At 48.5% G+C, this 17780-nt stretch carries 9 protein-coding genes; 1 reads left to right on the top strand and 8 read right to left on the bottom strand.

The annotated features are described in order from the left end of the window. Window positions 1–10: 10 nt before the first annotated feature. Window positions 11–1738, top strand: a complete 1728-nt coding sequence (locus MHI32_RS15275) for a sensor histidine kinase (protein WP_340012686.1) — start codon at window positions 11–13, stop codon at window positions 1736–1738. 370 nt (window positions 1739–2108) lie between these two features. Here the strand turns inward: MHI32_RS15275 and MHI32_RS15270 are convergent, their stop codons facing one another. From MHI32_RS15270 to MHI32_RS15235, 8 genes are all read right to left on the bottom strand, one after another. Then, window positions 2109–3149 (bottom strand): hypothetical protein, encoded by a 1041-nt coding sequence (locus MHI32_RS15270; protein ID WP_280752977.1) that lies wholly within the window; start codon window positions 3147–3149, stop codon window positions 2109–2111. 60 nt (window positions 3150–3209) lie between these two features. Further along, window positions 3210–5672: a hypothetical protein gene (locus MHI32_RS15265; protein ID WP_280752976.1), complete on the bottom strand. Its 2463-nt coding sequence runs from the start codon at window positions 5670–5672 to the stop codon at window positions 3210–3212. 101 nt (window positions 5673–5773) lie between these two features. After that, window positions 5774–7204 (bottom strand): extracellular solute-binding protein, encoded by a 1431-nt coding sequence (locus MHI32_RS15260; RefSeq protein ID WP_081383668.1) that lies wholly within the window; start codon window positions 7202–7204, stop codon window positions 5774–5776. 142 nt (window positions 7205–7346) lie between these two features. Then, window positions 7347–8231 carry a carbohydrate ABC transporter permease gene (locus MHI32_RS15255; protein WP_051490964.1) on the bottom strand — a complete coding sequence of 295 codons (885 nt, stop codon included), beginning with the start codon at window positions 8229–8231 and terminating at the stop codon, window positions 7347–7349. Window positions 8232–8236: 5 nt separating this feature from the next. Further along, window positions 8237–9169, bottom strand: a complete 933-nt coding sequence (locus MHI32_RS15250) for a sugar ABC transporter permease (RefSeq protein WP_197740348.1) — start codon at window positions 9167–9169, stop codon at window positions 8237–8239. Between the two features lie 211 nt (window positions 9170–9380). Next, entirely contained in the window at window positions 9381–11486 is a 2106-nt protein-coding gene (locus MHI32_RS15245; RefSeq protein ID WP_340012685.1) for a hypothetical protein, read from the bottom strand. After that, window positions 11479–14127 carry a glycoside hydrolase family 2 TIM barrel-domain containing protein gene (locus MHI32_RS15240; protein WP_340012684.1) on the bottom strand — a complete coding sequence of 883 codons (2649 nt, stop codon included), beginning with the start codon at window positions 14125–14127 and terminating at the stop codon, window positions 11479–11481. Before MHI32_RS15240 ends, MHI32_RS15245 begins: the two co-directional genes overlap by 8 nt. An 840-nt stretch (window positions 14128–14967) precedes the next feature. Continuing rightward, a complete protein-coding gene (locus MHI32_RS15235; RefSeq protein WP_340012682.1) occupies window positions 14968–17775 on the bottom strand; it encodes a glycoside hydrolase family 2 TIM barrel-domain containing protein in 2808 nt (935 codons plus the stop codon). Between the last annotated feature and the right edge of the window lie 5 nt (window positions 17776–17780).

Raw genomic sequence — 17780 nt, 5'->3', positions numbered from 1 at the left:
GGATTCCTGGATGAGGCGGTTCAAGATCAAAAGCCGGATTGTTGTTGTTCTGTTAGCAGGACTGTCTATGCATCTGGTGCTGATGCTCGTTATTTTCAATTTTTATTCCTATACCTACCTGCAAAAGGATCTGTACCGCCATGTCGTTCAGACTCAGCGCCAAATTGGGCTTAGCGTGGAGCTCATGGTCGATGACATTCAAATGTTGTTTCTGCGGTTTCTGGTGAACAGTGATATCTACCAAATCATCAATAACGATTCCCTGCCGTCAGCTGACAAGGAATCGCGAATTGGAGCTATCATCGACGGTATGCTGGCCCAGAACGACCTGGTGGGTAATGTAATTATCAGCACCAACGATAATATGCTTTATTCTTACCAGTCTAAGGAGCAGATGCTGGAAGTGCCTGAAGCCCTGTTCATCAAACGCATTCAGGAGAGCAGCATGCCTGTTGTCGGTGAGATCAAACGGGATGGAGAAGGCAATGCGTATATTCCATTCGGCCAGCAGTTCCGCAATTTCAATACTGGACAAAATATCGGGGTCGTGATCATTTATGTCAGGGAGGCTGCTTTGGCGGACCTGTATTCCTCCAGCTTCACTGGCATCGGCTACTCCTTCCTGACTTCCGACAATCGGATTATTTCTCACCCCGACAAACGGCTCTTGGGCAATTTTTTGGAGGAAAACGCCCCTCTTCGCCCAGGTAAAAAAGAAGGCTATCGTACCTGGTCAGATAACGAAAATTCCTACATCATTGCTACTTATCCTTTGAATCCCCGGTTGGAGACACTTGGGGTCAGCTGGGAATTCACCAGTGTGATTTCCAATCACAAACTGCTCTCGGGAATCGCCAAAGGCAATCAAAATGCGCTTCTGTTCGCCAGCGTTACCTTTATTGTGCTACTGATTTTTTCCTTCTATCTGGCAGCCAAAATCACCCGTCCACTGCTGAACTTGAAGAAGAAGCTGAGCCTGTTTGGCAAAAAAGATCTGGCCGCTGTTTATGAACAGCGCGGTCAGGTTGATGAGATTTTTCAGCTTGAGAACAGCTACTATCAGATGGTGGAGCGGATCAGCCAATTAATGCTGGAGAAAGATGAGGAGAAAGAAAAGCAACGGAAAGCTGAGCTAACCGCACTTCAATCACAGATCAATCCCCATTTTCTCTACAACACACTGGATGCAATTGCCTGGATTGCCCGACTGAAGAAGCAGCCCGATATCGAACGGCTGATTTCTTCATTAGCTACCTTTTTTCGAATCAGCCTGCATAAAGGCGACAAGTTCGTGACCGTGGACGAAGAAATCCGCTTGGTGCAGAGTTTTGTGACAGTTGAGCAAATGAGGTTTCCGGATAAGTTCGAGATTGAATACGAGATTGAGGAATCGCTGCGCAAGGTTCGCATTCTGAAGCTGATTCTTCAGCCTATTGCAGAGAATGCGATCAAACACGGCATCAGCGAGAAACGCGGGATGGGCCGAATCTGGATTAAAGGCGAATTAGTGGCAGATGAGATTCGCTTCACAGTGACTGATGACGGGGTGGGATTTTCCAACGGTGCGACGCTTAGCCAAGCCAAGGAAGATGTGTTGTTTCAGAGCGGGTATGGACTAAGAAATGTGGACGAACGAATTAAACTTGAATATGGTCCTCAATATGGTTTAAGTATCTCCAGCACGCCGGGGCAAGGCACCACGGTTACGATCAACTTGAAGAAGGAACTGCCCAATTAGCGAATTTAGTTTATAAATGCGGACATAACAAAGAAATCGATCCTTTTTGAGTGGGTAGAAGGGACTTCTACTTTGCTTAAAAAGACGATTTCTTGTTTTATTCTGAGTAGTGGCAAATTAAAGATACTTTCGAGAATTATAGGTGCTTTAGTTGTATTTAATACAGCTAAAGCACCCTTTTTTTGCAGCGAGCAGAAGTTTAAATGTATTTGGTACATCTATACGTTCCAATTCTGTTGGCAGCAACTAACTTTCCGAATAATAAGTGTACTGAATACAACTATATCTTACTTCATCCGTTTATTGCCCAAGCTAGATGTATGAAATACACTTCGGTTAGCGATTTTCATGATTCAGACTCCATCTTATCTTAGTCTTTCATTGTTGAATTAATCTTCAGGTACAACTGCTTCAGTGGATTAACTATACTGCCGCTAAGCACTGAGATCAGCAGCCAGAACACTATGAACACTACGAGGTTCAGGGCGAGCATTAAATACTTAAACGTTCGCAGCTCTGCATTCATGCCATCTGCTGAGATATAGGTGACAATCCGCTCTGCCGATTCCGGTAGTGGATAGAGCAAAATCAGGCCGTCAGCCGTTTCCCGCTCCAGCAGATCTGCATCACCTCTGCCTGTACTATTTTGATCGATACCCTGTGTCACAGGCTCAGGCAAGGTAGCTTTTTCCGAAGTAACTAGTGCTGCTTTGATCTCCTGCAGGCGCTCCTTCGGGACATCGGCAGCACTCAATAGCTTCCTGTTTCCGGTCAGTAGGTAAACTTCATTTCCCCCGTAGATTGTATTCTCGCCAGATAGGTAGAAGCTGTAAAGCTTGTCAATCTCCACTTCGAGCGAGAGCAGACCGAGGACGTCTCCCATCGAACCCTTAATTTTTACTTCAAGCAACAGACGGTCGCGCAGATCCGAAGGTGCATTCATTAGATGCTCCCGGTTCAGCACCGTCCAGCGCAAAGCCTGCTCTCGGTTATTTAGAAATTGTTCCATCCCTGGTTCTTTTTTGATCTCTGCAAAGGGCAGCAACCCGGAAACATTGCTCGAGGAGTAAGTTCCCCCTGCTTCTCCCCAAATGTAAATGCCGAGAATGTCACTACTGGAAGAACGTATGCCCTCAAGTATCGGAGAGATTGCCCCGTCATATGTTGGTTTTTTCAGCGCATTCTGCACCACCTGGTTGTTGGATATAAGCTTCGAGGTCTCCTCCAGCCAGTTCATGAACAGAAGTGTGTTCTTATGCTGCTGGCCAGTGTACTGAACGGATAGCTGCCGCAGCATGTCAAGGCTTCTATGCTCCATAGTACGGTACAGAATGAAGCTCGAAGCGACAATATAGACAGTAATGAACAACACCAGGACTAGGCGGATATTGCGGCCGAACGATCTGAACATATGACTTCCCCATCCCCCTCCGGTGTATGAATCATGAAAACAAAATCAACTGAAATCAGACTAACAGCTAAGGTGACTAATGTCGATCTCCTTGTAAAAGGAACCCTCATCTGTCTCATGCACTTCATGATTAGGCAGAATTATTGTAATTGCCGATCCGGCTTGCCAAAAAGCTTTCATGTGGAAGATCTCCTGTCCTGTTACTGAACGGATCTCCCATTTGATGTTTATTGGGCCGATACTTGTACTTACGGTTCCGCTGGCCTGCCGCAGTTCTCCATAGTGGGGCTTTATAGTTATTCCCTCTATTCCTTGTTGGACACCCAATATCCCTCTGGTGAACTCAGTGATCGGCAGTGCGCTCCATGCGTGGCAGTCACTTCTGGTGCCGGTTGAATCTATTTCTGGAAGTGTAGTGAGATTAAGCTCCAACTGCTTCAACCACCGTGTCCATAGTCCGAACGAGCGGTCATACATTCCGCATTTCTCTAGCGCGCGGAATAGATAGTAGCTCATCGGCAACGAAAGCTTAGCCAGTGATGTGTCTGTTAACGTTGACTCCAGCAGTGCCGCCCCTTCTACAACATCCACTGTGCCCGCCAAAACCGCCCAGACCTGCGTGTGCTGGCTATGCTGCGTTCCCGCAGTTGCCTCCGGACTGTCGCGGAACAGCAGACTGTTCGTTAGCCGGCAGCAATCCATTACCGCAGCGTTGACCGCCGCTTTGCGTTGACGCAGTTCACCAGCAATCTGTGTCCAACCGCTGGCTGCAAGCAATTCAGCCGCTTGCTCCAGCGCGGCCGCATACATCAGGCTCAGTACGGTTGCGGGTGCATCATCCGTACAATCCGGTGCGCCGAGCGGCCATTCCTCCACCCAATCGAAGTAATTCCAATATTGGCGGGGCGTTCTGTCCACCAGACCCTCCGGAGTCAGATGTTGATCGAACCAGTCCAGCACAGATAACAGCGCTAACCGGTACTGATTCACCAAGGCCATATCCCCGAAGGATCTGTAGTGGTCATGAATCATTCCGATCCAATATAGGGAGAAGGAAGGAATGACCTGCGGCAGCACTGAGGGATAGCGACTTTGCAGCATCCCGTTTGGTAGCTGAGAGGCCTTATAATCTTCCATAGCTCTCCGCGCTAACCGGTCGTCCCCTGATAATAGGTACGTAAACTCCATCATCAGTTTGGTATCCATGGTATACTGCAGCTGTTCATAATACGGAGTATCCTCGTAGGTCTCATGCATGCAGCGCTGAAGTGTTCGTACACTGAGCTCCCATAGTTGGTTATATTGTTCATCGGAGCAGTGAAAGTTTCCTTCCGGCTGCAGTGGATATCCGGTCTCCCTATAGCTAAAGCTGGAAATCGTTAGAGGCTCGACACCAGCCTGCACTTCCAGCCGTACATAGCGGAAGGTACGGAACCAGAACGGTTCGTAGATTTCCTTACGCGCAGAGATGCCGTAACCTGCCGGGTGATAGCTATCGTAACCGCCTCTTAATACATGTTCCTTCGTATTATCGCGGACAGCTTTGCGGCGAATCTCATCATCCCCCGTTTCTTCTTCATAACACTCAGCGCATAATAGGGTAATCCGGCTACCTTTGCCTCTAAGAAGTCTAAGCTGCAAATACCCTGTGGTTAGCTCGCCAGCATCCAACTCCAACCAAAAATGTTGCCCTGCTTCTATTGTTATTCCAGCGGAAGGCAGTACTGCGTTGGGTGAAGCGCCGCCATCTCCATTTCGCAGATCCAGACTATGCCCTTCCTCAAAAAAGGCATGCCCTTCCCCGCTACTGCTGCGCATCAGCTTCAGAAAAAATTGCCCCCGCTCATACAACAGCGGAATCGGACGCCGGGCCAGCTGCCAAGGGGTTAATTGGCCATATTCATCCCGCACCGGTTGCACAATTCCGCTAGCAAGCCAGGCACTGTCATCATATTCGGGCAGTGTCCAATCCAGCAGCGCTGCGTCACCCTCCACTTCTTCCAGTCCACCCATCCAGCGTATGATCGGAAACTGCTGGAGCTTATAGCTGCGATCCTTAATACTTTTCCATGAGCTATCCGTATTTAGCTCCTGTACTAGCTGCCCGCCTTGTGTAACTGCCGCTTCCACAAGCAGCCCGCCTTTTTGCGAGCGCCAGACGGACAAAGGTCCGTCTTCACCCAGTTCAAAGGGCGTAGTCCCTGCATAATGAACGACCATAACAGCAAGCACATTTAAACCTGGTTGTAGAACATTGTCCAGACTGAATTCTTCATAATACTGTATATGACCATGTCCTTTACAAGGACCGGCCCATAAACGCTGCCCATTGACGAACAGCCTGTAGCGGCTGTCTGCGGTAATGGCCACATCCAGGGTGCAGGTCTTTCCGATACCAGCTGGCAGTTCGAACACTCTGCGAAAGTACGCACGCTCGTGCTGCTGTTCCCTATCCGCTGATCCTTGCTCCTCCTGCGGCCAGATCCAGCGTGCTCCCCAGTCTCCCCATTCTTTTGCTGCCATGTTATGCATATCTCCTTTATCTCATTTAAGTAGTTAAGGCAATCTACGCAGAAACGGCATCGCCGCCCTTCAGAAGGACGACGTCGCCGTTGGTCTGCGTTTTATTTAACCTTATCGAGATAATCACGTTGGAATTCTTCGGCAGCCCTATCCAAGATCTGTTGCGGATCTGCGTTCTTGTCCGTCAGTACGGTTTGCAGTACGATATCCAGCTTTTGGTACAATTCCTGTGCGTTGACTGGTTCTTCCGCCCGCATGCCTTTGCTGCCATTGTCCATATAATCACGGAACAAATCCAGATTGACGTTGTTGTATTTGTCGAGAATCTTTTGTTCTTCTCCAATCCGTTTCTCATCAGTCCAAATCCGCAGCCCGTAAGGCCCTACGATCAGCCCTTGATCGCTCAGTGTCTTCTTCTCAATATCCCAACCGGTCAGTGCCTCTTCAGAGGACTCTGGTGTAAATCCGTAGGTTTTTAGCCATTTGAATCCGGCATCAATCTGCTCAGGTGTTACATTAGGCGAGAACATATATAGGCCGCCACCGAGCAGGGTTACAGGTTTCCCGATTGGTCCTACTGGAAGCGCGGACATTGCCACATTGTCCTTGGACATCTTAGTCTGTTGCTGGATGACCGGTGACCAGTCATTCGTGCCGAAGCTCATAGCGACCTGATCGGTTCCGAACAAGCGGAACATATCGTTCGTAACATCGACCAGATTGTTGTCGGGCAGTACATCATATTTCCATTTTAAGTCCTTCACATATTGCAGGGCCGCTGCTGCTTCAGGCGAATTGAACACCGCCTGCCATTTCCCGTCTACCTGTTTTTCAAATTCTGCTCCGTATGCCCAGGCAATGTTCATGAACATCCAACCGCCTTGACCACTTTTTGTAGGCAAGAACATTCCGGCTTTACCGGTCTTTTGTTTAATAATCTGCGCAGTTTCTGCTAGCTCTTCATATGTTTTAGGAAATTTAGGAATCCCCTTGTCGTCCAGCAGTCCAGCCTCCTTGAAAAGATTCATATTGTAGAGCATACCGATGACGTATCCGTCCTTCGGAATCCCATAATACTTGTCGTCCTTGGTAACCATTTTCAGCAGATCTGGATTGATCGCCTTGTCGTAGCCATATTTCTTCATCGTATCCGTTATGTCAGCCGCGTAATTTGCCTTGATGATTTTGCTTGTTTCTGTAAAAAAGGTTTCGTATACCGTCGGAAGCTGGCCGCTGGCCGCTTTTGGCAGGAATGAGCTGACATCATAACCCCATTCATCTTTGTCCACAATAATTTCCGGATAATTGGCTTTCATCTTCGCCATGACCTGCTCATACTGGGCGATTTTGGCTTCCTCATTCGGCTTTGGCCAGTTACTGACCTTGATCGTCACCTGTTGATTGCCCGCTGTCTCCGTCTTTCCTCCGGCATTCTTCTCATTGGAGCCGCCTCCGCAGCCAGCCAGTCCGGCAGAAAAAAGCAGCGTAAGTGCCAGTGTAGCTGTCAGGTTCTTGGTGTGTCCTTTTTTCAATGTAATTCCCCCTAGTCTTATTGTTAAAGCATTCTTCGCAACATGTAAAGCGCTTTCTTTTTGAATCTGAAATCATCTTAACATGCACCTTCTGCAGCACCCTACGGGGCAAAACTGTGAAATGGTTTGTGATCGGGTGATGTTACCCTTTAATACTGCCGCCGAAGGATTGCCCGTTCATAATGTACTTTTGGAAAAAAATAAACAGGATAATCGGCGGCAGAATCGCAAACGTCAACGCAATAAACTGTATGTCCTGCGGCAATGTCGCCTTCAGATTGTAAATAGCCACAATGACCGACCAGGTCGATTTATCCTTCAGCACCATAAAGGGCCAGAAGAAGTCCTGCCAGACACTGTTCATCGTAAGGATTGTAATTGTAGCCATAACTGGTCCGCTGAGCGGGAGAATGACTCGAATAAAAATACCGATGGTGCTCGCTCCGTCAATTTTGGCGGCTTCCAGCAGCGCTTGTGGGATGGTATCGAAAAAGTTTTTGAAGATCAGAATTACCACCGGATTCACAGCAGCCATAAACCACATCGGCCAGTAAGTATTGGTCAGGTTCAAGTGCAACAGCGGAAAATCAATCAGATTCTTAAACAGCGGCACCATGCCCACTGTATTCGGCACCATCATGGTCCACACGATCAGTGCAAACAGCAGAGCACTGCCCCGCGGCTTTAGCTTGGAGAAGAAATATCCGGCCAGTCCGTTAAAAGTAAGGCAGAACAGTACAGAACCTGCGGCCAGATAAGCCGTATTCAGATAATAACTGAGGAAGTTAAACTCCTGCCAGGTCTCCCATAGCTTGCCAACATTGAACGAGCGGGGGATCAGGGTGGGCGGGATTGCATAAAACTCTTTGATGTCCTTCAGACTTGAGACCATAATCCAGACCGGAGGCAAAATACAGACAGCGGCCAGCACAATCATCAGAATGAACATGCACCAATACAGCAGGCGCACCCAAGGTGATCTGTATTCTATATTGCCGATAATGCCATATGCTTCTTTAGTTTTCATAGCTTCTACTCCCTGTTCAATTTCTTATCCAGCCGGAAATAAATAATGGTAAGCACCATCAGGACTAGAAAAGTAATAACCCCGAGCGCCATTGAATGGCCTGCTTCAAAACTCCGGAACGCATAATAATAGCTTTGCAGCATCAAGGTCATTGAGGCATTGTTCGGTCCACCCTCAGTCATTACTAGGGGTTCATTGAAGATCTGGAATACACCGCTGATCTGCAAAATCATCATCAGTCCGATCATGCTAGAGATTTGCGGAATGGTGATACTTTTGAATCTCCGCCATACATTCGCACCGTCAATCGAGGCTGCTTCGTACAGATCATGATTAATACTCTGTAGACTTGCCAGATAAAGCAGCACTGTTCCCCCGAAATTTCGCCAGGTAATCGTGAAGATAATCAGCATTATCGTCATTTGCGGATCCTGAAGCCATTGCTGCACCGGAAATCCCATGGCACTCAGCATAATATTCAGCACGCCACCCTTTCCGGGCTCAAACAAAAACATCCATAACATCGAAGCGGCAATGCCGGGAACCATACTCGGAAAAAAAACCGAAAAGCGAAAAAATGACTTCCCATGTCTCAATTCATTAATCACGACAGCGACAATAATGGGTACGGCAAAACCGATCAGTAGTGACCAGAACACATACACAAAAGAGTTGGTCAATGTCTGTTGAAACGCCGAGTTCTGTATAACGTCCTTGTAATTCTGCAGTCCGGCGAAGCTTACGGCATTATAACCCTCAGTATTGAAAAAAGAGAGCACAATGCCCTTCACGAGCGGCTGCCAGGAAAAAAAGAAAAAGGCAAACAGTGTGGGTACAATTAATATCCAGGATGACCAATCTTTGAATAAACGCCGTACAGGATAACCTTTCTTTTTCTCTGTCATTAAAGGATTTAGTTCACTGGTTTTTCCAATCATGCTCCTGTCCTTCCTTCCTCCCGGAATCAAGCTTTAATCCGGTCAGGCGTTGTATAGTTGTTATACCTAAATGATAGCGCTTCCTACTGAGCGCCGAAATCCGGTAACCCTGCGAAAGCGTTTGTAAAGCTACTTATTTGTTGGCAAAAAAAAAGCAGTGCACGCACCGGAATGGCCGCACACCGCTTATGTTCATGTTATGGTGAATCGTTTAGGCCTCACTTAACCCTGCGCTGATGCAGAGGACGGCCGCTTCCGCCCGAAACGCTTCGCTCGCCGGATTGGGCTGCTCCTCCAAAATACGAAGCACCGACTGAGGCTCTACGCCGGGCTGTGGCACACGGGAGGGAGAAACTACGCTCCACTTCTGCTCACCCTTGAGCCTGTATGACAGCTCATAAAGATAAAAGCCCGCATGTTGTCCGTCAGTGAGCTGGCTTACGCCATCCTGCCACGAGCAGAGTTCAAGCGGATGCTGTTTGTCCGGCAATACACCGGACGCCAGTGTGATGCGCTCATTTCGAACTACCTGCTGCTTCTGTTCCCAAGCCTGCTGATCTAGGATTCCCAGATCCAGGCGGTATTCCATTCCCGGCTCTCCATAAAGAGTCCAAGCCACAGGGCTACCCACCGCTACGAACTTAGGTGCTTCCAGAAAAACGGGTTGATGAGTTGGGACAAAACGTTCGGTCTGCTCCCACTCTCCCGCAGCCGGACTGCGTCTGCGATAATGCACCGTGCCCGTGAATTCGAGCTCCTGTTCCTGTAGCAGAGCTATTAGACATAGAGTAGCTTGCTCGTAAAGATCCGTGCAGTTGTTATGGCCGAAGCGGTATCCGATCTCATGGCGAAGCGGTATCCCGCGACTCCGAACCAAAGCCGCGAAGGAAAAGCTGAAGCGGCTAAGGGTAAAGGCATCATGCGTGCCATGGTTAATCAGCAGCTTTGTGCCACTCGCTTTAAGACCCTCCAGAAAAAATTCGGATTCCAGTCCGGTCGTTTCCTTTAGACTTGCAGAGTCAATAGTTCCCGTCAGAGTCTGTAGCAGAGTCTCGATTCCCGTGCTGCCGTTCTGTGGATGCTGCCAATCTTTCTTCCAGATTTCCCGGTAACCGGTGTCTACTTCCGCCACATGCCAGATCAGTGGGCAAGCTCCTTCGGCAAACTCACGGGTGAGCCCGTTCAGAATCAACGGCGGTGCATAACACAGTGTGTAGCGCACCCGATAGGGTAAGCAAAGCGGATTGCCTCCAGCCAGCAGCGCAGTTAAGCCGCCGCGCGAACCACCTACAGCCACTACCTGCTCTGCATCACCGCCATAACTTTCTTGACCTCTGGTAATTGCCGCCCCAATGCCAGCATAGATGGAGCCTTGCAAGGAACGGCTGCCGATATATCCTCCTCCGTTCCACAGAATGCCGACAACGCCTTTGCCGGTGCTGGCCAGAGTCTTGCCGATGATTTCCAGAAATGAGGGACCTACCGTGCTGAAGGTATTCTCATTGGCATCATAATAACCATTGAACAACAGTGGATATCCCTTAACATTTGCCGCGCTCCAAAAGGGCGGCAGAATATAGGAAGCAAGGCTATGCTGGTCATTCTCTGTAACTAGCAGACTGCCGCTGATGAGCTGAAATACAGGCGCATTGCTTAAAAGTGCAGCATTGTCTGTGGATGCATTGCGGAAAACCACCGGAAATCCGAAGGTCTTAAGGATGCGGTCGCTCAAGGAAACTGCAACTAGATCATCTACAGCATAGAGACTGTAGCGGTCACCGATATAATGCTCGAATTGCGGAGTTTTAAGATTCTTATTCCCCTCGTTGCCTCCGAACAGCTGATGATCTTCCGTATTGTATACATAAGGGCTATCTGGGTCGCTATTATAGAGCCGTGCATGCTCGGAAACAACCTTTTCCCCGGCTTCGTCCATCCGCAATGTCCCTATGCCATCTGTTCCGCCATAACGGAAGCCTCCTTTTCCCTCAGCAACGCTATTATCCCAATGAGACACTACAGGAAGCATATTGGTCAGCAAAGGACTGACTAATACAAATACCCCCTCCTCTTTCTCGGAGATCCCTTCTGCTGCTTCAGCTTCAACAGTGTCTTCATGGAGGGTTGACCAATTCGCTTTCTGATAAGCTACTTCGCCGCCTCGCAAGCAAGCAAGCAGCAGTGGAGCGTTGTGCAGCCTTAAGTAATCAGCCACTGCTCTGCTAACAGGTATAGCTACAGGTGTAGATCCCTCGGCTTGAATAAACCGACTTAGCGGAACATATGCCTCCGGTACAAAACACAATGTTTTACTCACGATTTTTTTCTCCTCCAACCTGTATCATTCTGCTCTGTGCTGTTAGGAACGACATGAATCTAATTTCTGGCAAGCCATCTGTGATCCTATAATTTTCCCCAGACAGGAATCCTCCTGAGAGTTTAGGAGTGCAAGTAACCGTTACTGTTTTGGTCTCACCCGGAAAGAGGGTATGGAACTGCTCATCCGCTTCCATCCAGTAGCGGTCTCCCCTTTCCTCTGCATGTACATGCAGCAAAACTTCACTACCGGTATTTCGGACTGTAAAACGGGCCTGCTGGCTCTTCTCCTGAGCACCCGTCGGCTGCCATAAACTCTCCTGACGCACCTCAAGATTGCCTCCTATAAGTGCAAGCGCGGGAGCATATGGATGCTTTTTATTGGTAGAGAATACATATAAATTCTGCTGTGGTGCTTCATCGCCGTCCTGGTAGGACAATCTGACGAAATATAAAGCATCGTCATGCTCTGGCACGTTGAAATTCAGCACCCCAGCGCCGACAGCCTGATCTTTGTTTCCCTCTGCCTCAAATGATTGCTGATAGATGCACCGTCCGACTGCATCGAAGACTTCCGCGTCGACTTCTACCCTGTGTCCATTTCCTCCATGCACGTATACATCTCCCTGAAATCCGGTGCTTGGTGTAAGCAGTAGACTGCGGTAGTCCAGCGAAACATGTAGCGGACGGAAGGCAGATTTCACCCAATGGTAGGCCATCTTCGTTTCACCGTAATAATCGACAAGGTTAGTGCAGGACACATTCGGCCACGGCTCGTTGAATTGCCAGACAATGCTGCCGCTGTTTCGGAACTTACGGCGGCGGTTAGCCTCCAGCACGAACCGGATTCCTTCCGCCTGTATCCACTGGCTGCAGGCAGAGAACTGCTCCAAATCTGTCATGCTGCCGAACATTTCTTCTTCACGGCTCAGCGTATCCCACCACTCCCCGTGATGTCTCCATATCGCGTTGTTCTCCATAGAAACCGGTCGCCGGTTGGTCTCACTCAGAAATTTCTCCAGACTTTTGAGAGAACTCAGACCGTCCACCCCAAATTCGCTGTGCAGCATATTATCGTTGCTGCCATATAACTCGTAGTGATAAGGGTTTCCCATATACTTCCAGTAACCGTGCACATCATGCCCCTGACCTTTTGCATCCGTAATATATTCTACCGGGCCGGAAGCTGAGGTCGGTAGGAAGAGTCGCTGCGGATCATACTGTTCTACCAGTTCTTTCAACATCGCCAGATTGGAATCGCTGCTGTCGGAAGGCTTATTTGGCTCACTCATTAATTCATTGCCGCCGCTCCATACCGTTAGCGATACATGATTGCGTTTGTCACAGAGCGCTGTGCAGGCAGTCTTGTGAAGCAGCTCCAAAAACTCCGGCTGCTTCGAAGGGATATTGTCAATACCTGAACTGGACTGAATGAACTCCTGCCAGACCATAATGCCGTTTACATCACATAAGTCGTAAAAAGCCTTTTTCTCAATGATTCCACCGCCCCATACCCGAACGAGATTAATATGAGCTGCTTTCATCAGACGAATCATCAGTTGATATTGTTCAACCGTTACATTCCCGTAGAGATGGTCCAGAGGGGTCATATTTACCCCTTTCATATAGATCTTGCTTCCGTTAATCACCACTGTATATGGTAGGGCGTTGTCTGGACTGTCTACATTGTGGATATAATCGAGCTTGCGAATGCCCGTTTGAAAGCTCTGGGTATCCAATTCCGTTCCAGCTTCATCCAGTAGCTTTAGTTCAAGATTGTACAGTGGCTGCTTTCCATAACCGTTTGGGTACCATAGCTCAGGTTCGGGTATTTCCAGCTCCGCGTTCAGAAGCTCTCCAGCTCGAACTAGTCGCGATTGAACCAGCAGCGGATTCCCCTCCGGATCAGCACAGGTGATGCACGCTGTCAGTGTCCCATCATCTTCAGAGCCAGCCATTCGCTTGATTCCTGCTTGAATGGTAATTCGACCAGACGAGATCTGATTTCTATCGTTCTCGCCAAACTCCGCATCTGTAGTGATCGACACATCATCCCAAGAGCACTGTTGATGTACCCTCAATACCACATCATCCCAGATTCCGACATTGACCAACCGGGTAGAGAAATCCCATTTATAATTAAAACGGCTCTTCTGCGTGAAGGTAGCCGAGGTTTTGCCGATTTGCCCCATTTCATCTGGCGCCTGCTTCAACAGCACTGAAATTTCAAGGCTTTCCCGCCCGGAGAGCAGGTCTGTAACATCAAATACAGCCGGCTCGAACATACCTTTATGTTCACCCAGCAGTAAATGATCAGCGTATACCGAGGCTTCATAGTCCAGTCCCTGAAAGACCAGTTCAACTCTGGCTGCTCTCAGCTCAGGCTGCTTCAAGGTCGTACGGTAAACCCACCAGCGGTTCTCCACCCATTCACAACTCAGGCTATTTAACTCTTGATAAGGGTTGGTAATCCAGCCCTGTCTGAAGAGATCATAGTGAACTCCACCCGGCACAGTGGCAGGCATCCAGTCCGTAACCCCCATCAATTCCTGTCCCAGCTCCATACTGGTGCCCTTTAGCGGAACCCAGGGCCAATACCCTTTGACTTCCCACTTCAAATCGTTCAATAGAATTTCATTCATGTCTTCTCCCGTTCCCCCAAACCCTGCTAAATTTGGCGCTGTTCCTGACGATGAGCGGCTCTGGCGCCATTCGTTAATGCGCTTACAACTTTAGGTGTGCAGCTTCATTACCAATGATAGCACCGGGTTAATGTTTTCAAAGGTCTCCAACCCTGTGAAATCGTTTGTAAAACTGCTCAGTTGCTGATAAACACAAACAACCCCTCTAGGCTGGAGTGAGGCTTATCAGCAATCATCTATAGAGGTGACTTTTTAAGGCTTGTTTTGTTTCGGAGCCTCTGACTCCCGTGCTTTACCAATACGTGTAATACGTCGAACGCGAAAAAAGGAGTTCCCTTCAGCCGCGAAAGGCTGCTTGGTGAACTCCTTTACTTTTTGTTCGATAGAAGTTTTAAGAACTATTGCAACAATGTAGCACCACCTATCGGACATAGATGACGCTAAAAGCAGTATTATTGTACTTTTGGTGGGCTAACGGTCCCCATAGCCACTATCTGTATGAAATACAACACATATGGACCTCTTTTTAAGCAATAGCGTCACTGGAGTCCGTAATGTTGTTCAAAAGGCTGAAAATTAGCAAATAGTGTCATCTGGGTCCGAAACCCTCAGAGACTCAGATAACGATGACACAGTTGAAGCTGGCGGCTACCAATAAACTAAAAGCAGCAAAAAACTAAGAGCAGCGAATCTCTCTTTATTATGAGAAACGCTGCTCTAGAGTTTTTTACGATGAAACCTTCTGTCTTACTCAATAAAAAAGTAGTTTTTAGTATAGCGCCCTTGGACTGTTCATCCATATGAAATGCGATAAGTAGCTCAGTAATCGCCTGCCTCTGCCTATTGGATCAGCTCTAGAAGCTCCGCAACATTGGCCTTGTACTGTGGTTTGAAATCGTCTGATTTCATATAACCCGCAAGGCTGGATAAGAACTGTCTGCCTTCCGGCGTATCGCTAACCTTAACAGCATCCAATGCGCATATCAGCAGGTTGCCTGCTCCTACACTGCATTCCACTAGGAAACTCAGCTTATGATTGCGTTCAAAATTATCGATAGTCTGCACAACGGGATTCCAATCGCGGTCAGCTGCATCCATGATGAGCGATTTCGAATTCTCAACAATACTCCACCAAGGATAGGTAGAATATTCCTCGCTCGGGAACTCACGAAGCACCGGGTGCTTGTTATCAATCAACAGCCCCATAGTACCAATGGGTACTGGCCGGTTCATGCTCTCTGAGATCGAGCGGAACATTGGATAACACCAGAAATCTGTGCAGTAATAACCTTCAACAGCATTTTTGAGAGATTCCGGTTTCGGCATAAGCAGTACATTCTCACCTTGCTCCAGCAATGCAAGTGCATCATCAGATAGCTTGTCGAAGACATGGACACCCTCCAGCATGTTGCCACTCTTCACTGGATAAATCCACAGGTCATAGCTCTTACGGATATCTGTTCCCTGTATGGAGAGGGACAATACGATAGTACTCATCCGGTCAACTACAGGTAGTTTTATTGCCAGATCGCAGATATCGATATAATTCGTTCCTGCAGGTACGTCCACCTCGGTTGAACCTGCGGCGAGTATACCGTTATCTGAGGTAAGCTCCCAATGCAGTTCAAATGTACTCGGCATCCCGCTGCGGAAACAGCTCAGTTCGACATGGGCATCGAACGTTTCACCAGAGACATAGTTATACTTGGGGAATCTTGCCAGCAGAACGGCATCATTACAAAAAGTTCGCCAGTCCTCAGCACTTATCATTCCTTTGGAATCCATAAAGGCGTCGAGGACACCCACCAGCGCCGTTCCCTGGCCACTGAAATCCTGCAAATCAAGCAGTTGGAAGCCCGCAAGCCGCCGGGAGCGGAATGCCGCATCGAGTTCCTCTTTGTAGCAAGCTACTGCCAGTTGCCCTGAGCATTCGAAATATTTGGCAGCCAAATGACCCAGCCCTTTACTTTCCAGTCGTTCACGGAAAATTATGAAATTCTCAGCTTTGAGCGGACCGTTGTATTTATCGATTTCCTCATAATTAGGATAGGTAGCATACTGTCCGATCTCATGCGAGATTACCGGAATGTGCGGTATCCATTCTGCGGAAGCGTCTCCAGCCTTCACCGTCTTGGCTTCCGTACCATACTGGATCTGGATCTCTCCGCCAGCGGCAGCTTCCATCCCCTCTCCGTTGAAGAGATCCTGAGGGACGATCTGATCGTCATAGTCTTTCATCGTGCCTGGCAGATCGATCTGGACATGACCTAATGGAGCATCACACATCGCATAGGAGCCTCTGAACAGCCGATCTCTGGAGAAGCGCACGCCGCTGAAGAAATCGTCATGTCCCAGAATTTCTGGCACCCATTGGTGGTTATTGGACCCCTGTGTATAGAGAATCCGGTTATCAAATGCTTTATAGTCCTTTAGGAAGGAATCAATCTTAGCTTTGCTGCCCCATAGCTCGTTGCCAAGCGACATCATCACGAAGGAGGGGTGATTGCCAAAAGCCTGGAGAATGGCATAGCCTTCGCTAATCAGATAGTCCTGCTCCGCCTGATTATGGCCCTCATCGGTTTCTTCTGTGATTGTTCCCCAGAAGGGAAGCTCTGGTTGCATGTAGATACCGAGCATATCCGCTGCGGTGAAAGCAGCTTCCGGCGGACAGCAGGTATGAAAGCGATAATGATTGATGCCGTAAGACTTGGAGATGCCCAGGATTCTTACCCATTCCTCGACGTCAGTCGGGGCATAACCGGTAAGCGGGAAGATCAGGCCGTCATGTTTGCCGCGGAGGAAGGTTTTTTCTCCGTTGATTGTAAACTTATCGCCCTCTGCCCGGAATTCCTTCAATCCAAAAACGAGCTCCTGTCGGTCCATTATATATCCATCGCTGTCTTTCAAAACAAGGTTTATGTTATAAAGATTGGGAGCGCCTTCACTCCAGAGCAGCGCGTCTTGACCTAGCTCATAGTTGACGGAAAAACTACCCGGTGAGACTGGGTACTCCCGCTCGTCCACAGCATGTGTATTGTCGCTGTTGAAGCTCTGAGCAGACACTGTAAGTATAGATTCATTCCTGCTGTCCAAGGTTGCCGTGATTCGGACTGAGCGGGCTGAGAGATCCGGATCGAGCCGGATGCCGCTGAGCCGTGACTCACCATAGAACTGAAGCTCCATACGTCCGGTAATCCCGTTCCAGTTGGTTTGGGTATCCTGCGACGTTAAATGTCCACCTTTGGTTGGGTAACCAGTATTGTCCACGCGGATGGTGAGCGTATGATTCCCAGGTTGAAGCTGCGGCAACTCATATATATGTGGGGTATTTAGACTGTTACGGCTGCCTATTTCCTGATTGTCCAGCCATAGAGTCGTCAGTCTCGTACGTTCCAAAAATAGGAAGCAGACTTTGCCGGCTAGTTCTTCCGGAATGACGACCTCTTTTGAATACCAGACTTGCCCTTCAAACAAATACTCATCCGTTAATGCGCTTACTAAAACATCCTCGTTCTTCGGACCTTTGCGTGCGTAGGACGTTGTTCCGGGCAGTGTGATAACATCTGTAAAAGGCAATGCCAGCAGTCCTTGTTTTCCCTCATCCAATTGCAACTTCCATTCGCCTTCCAGGCTGATCTTTGTCTGCAAAATAT

It is taken from the genome of Paenibacillus sp. FSL H7-0690 (genome assembly GCF_037980415.1).
GTDB lineage: Bacteria > Bacillota > Bacilli > Paenibacillales > Paenibacillaceae > Paenibacillus_AQ > Paenibacillus_AQ odorifer.
The sequence above is the reverse complement of the archived record's forward strand: the minus strand, read 5'-3'. Positions and strand labels throughout refer to the sequence as shown.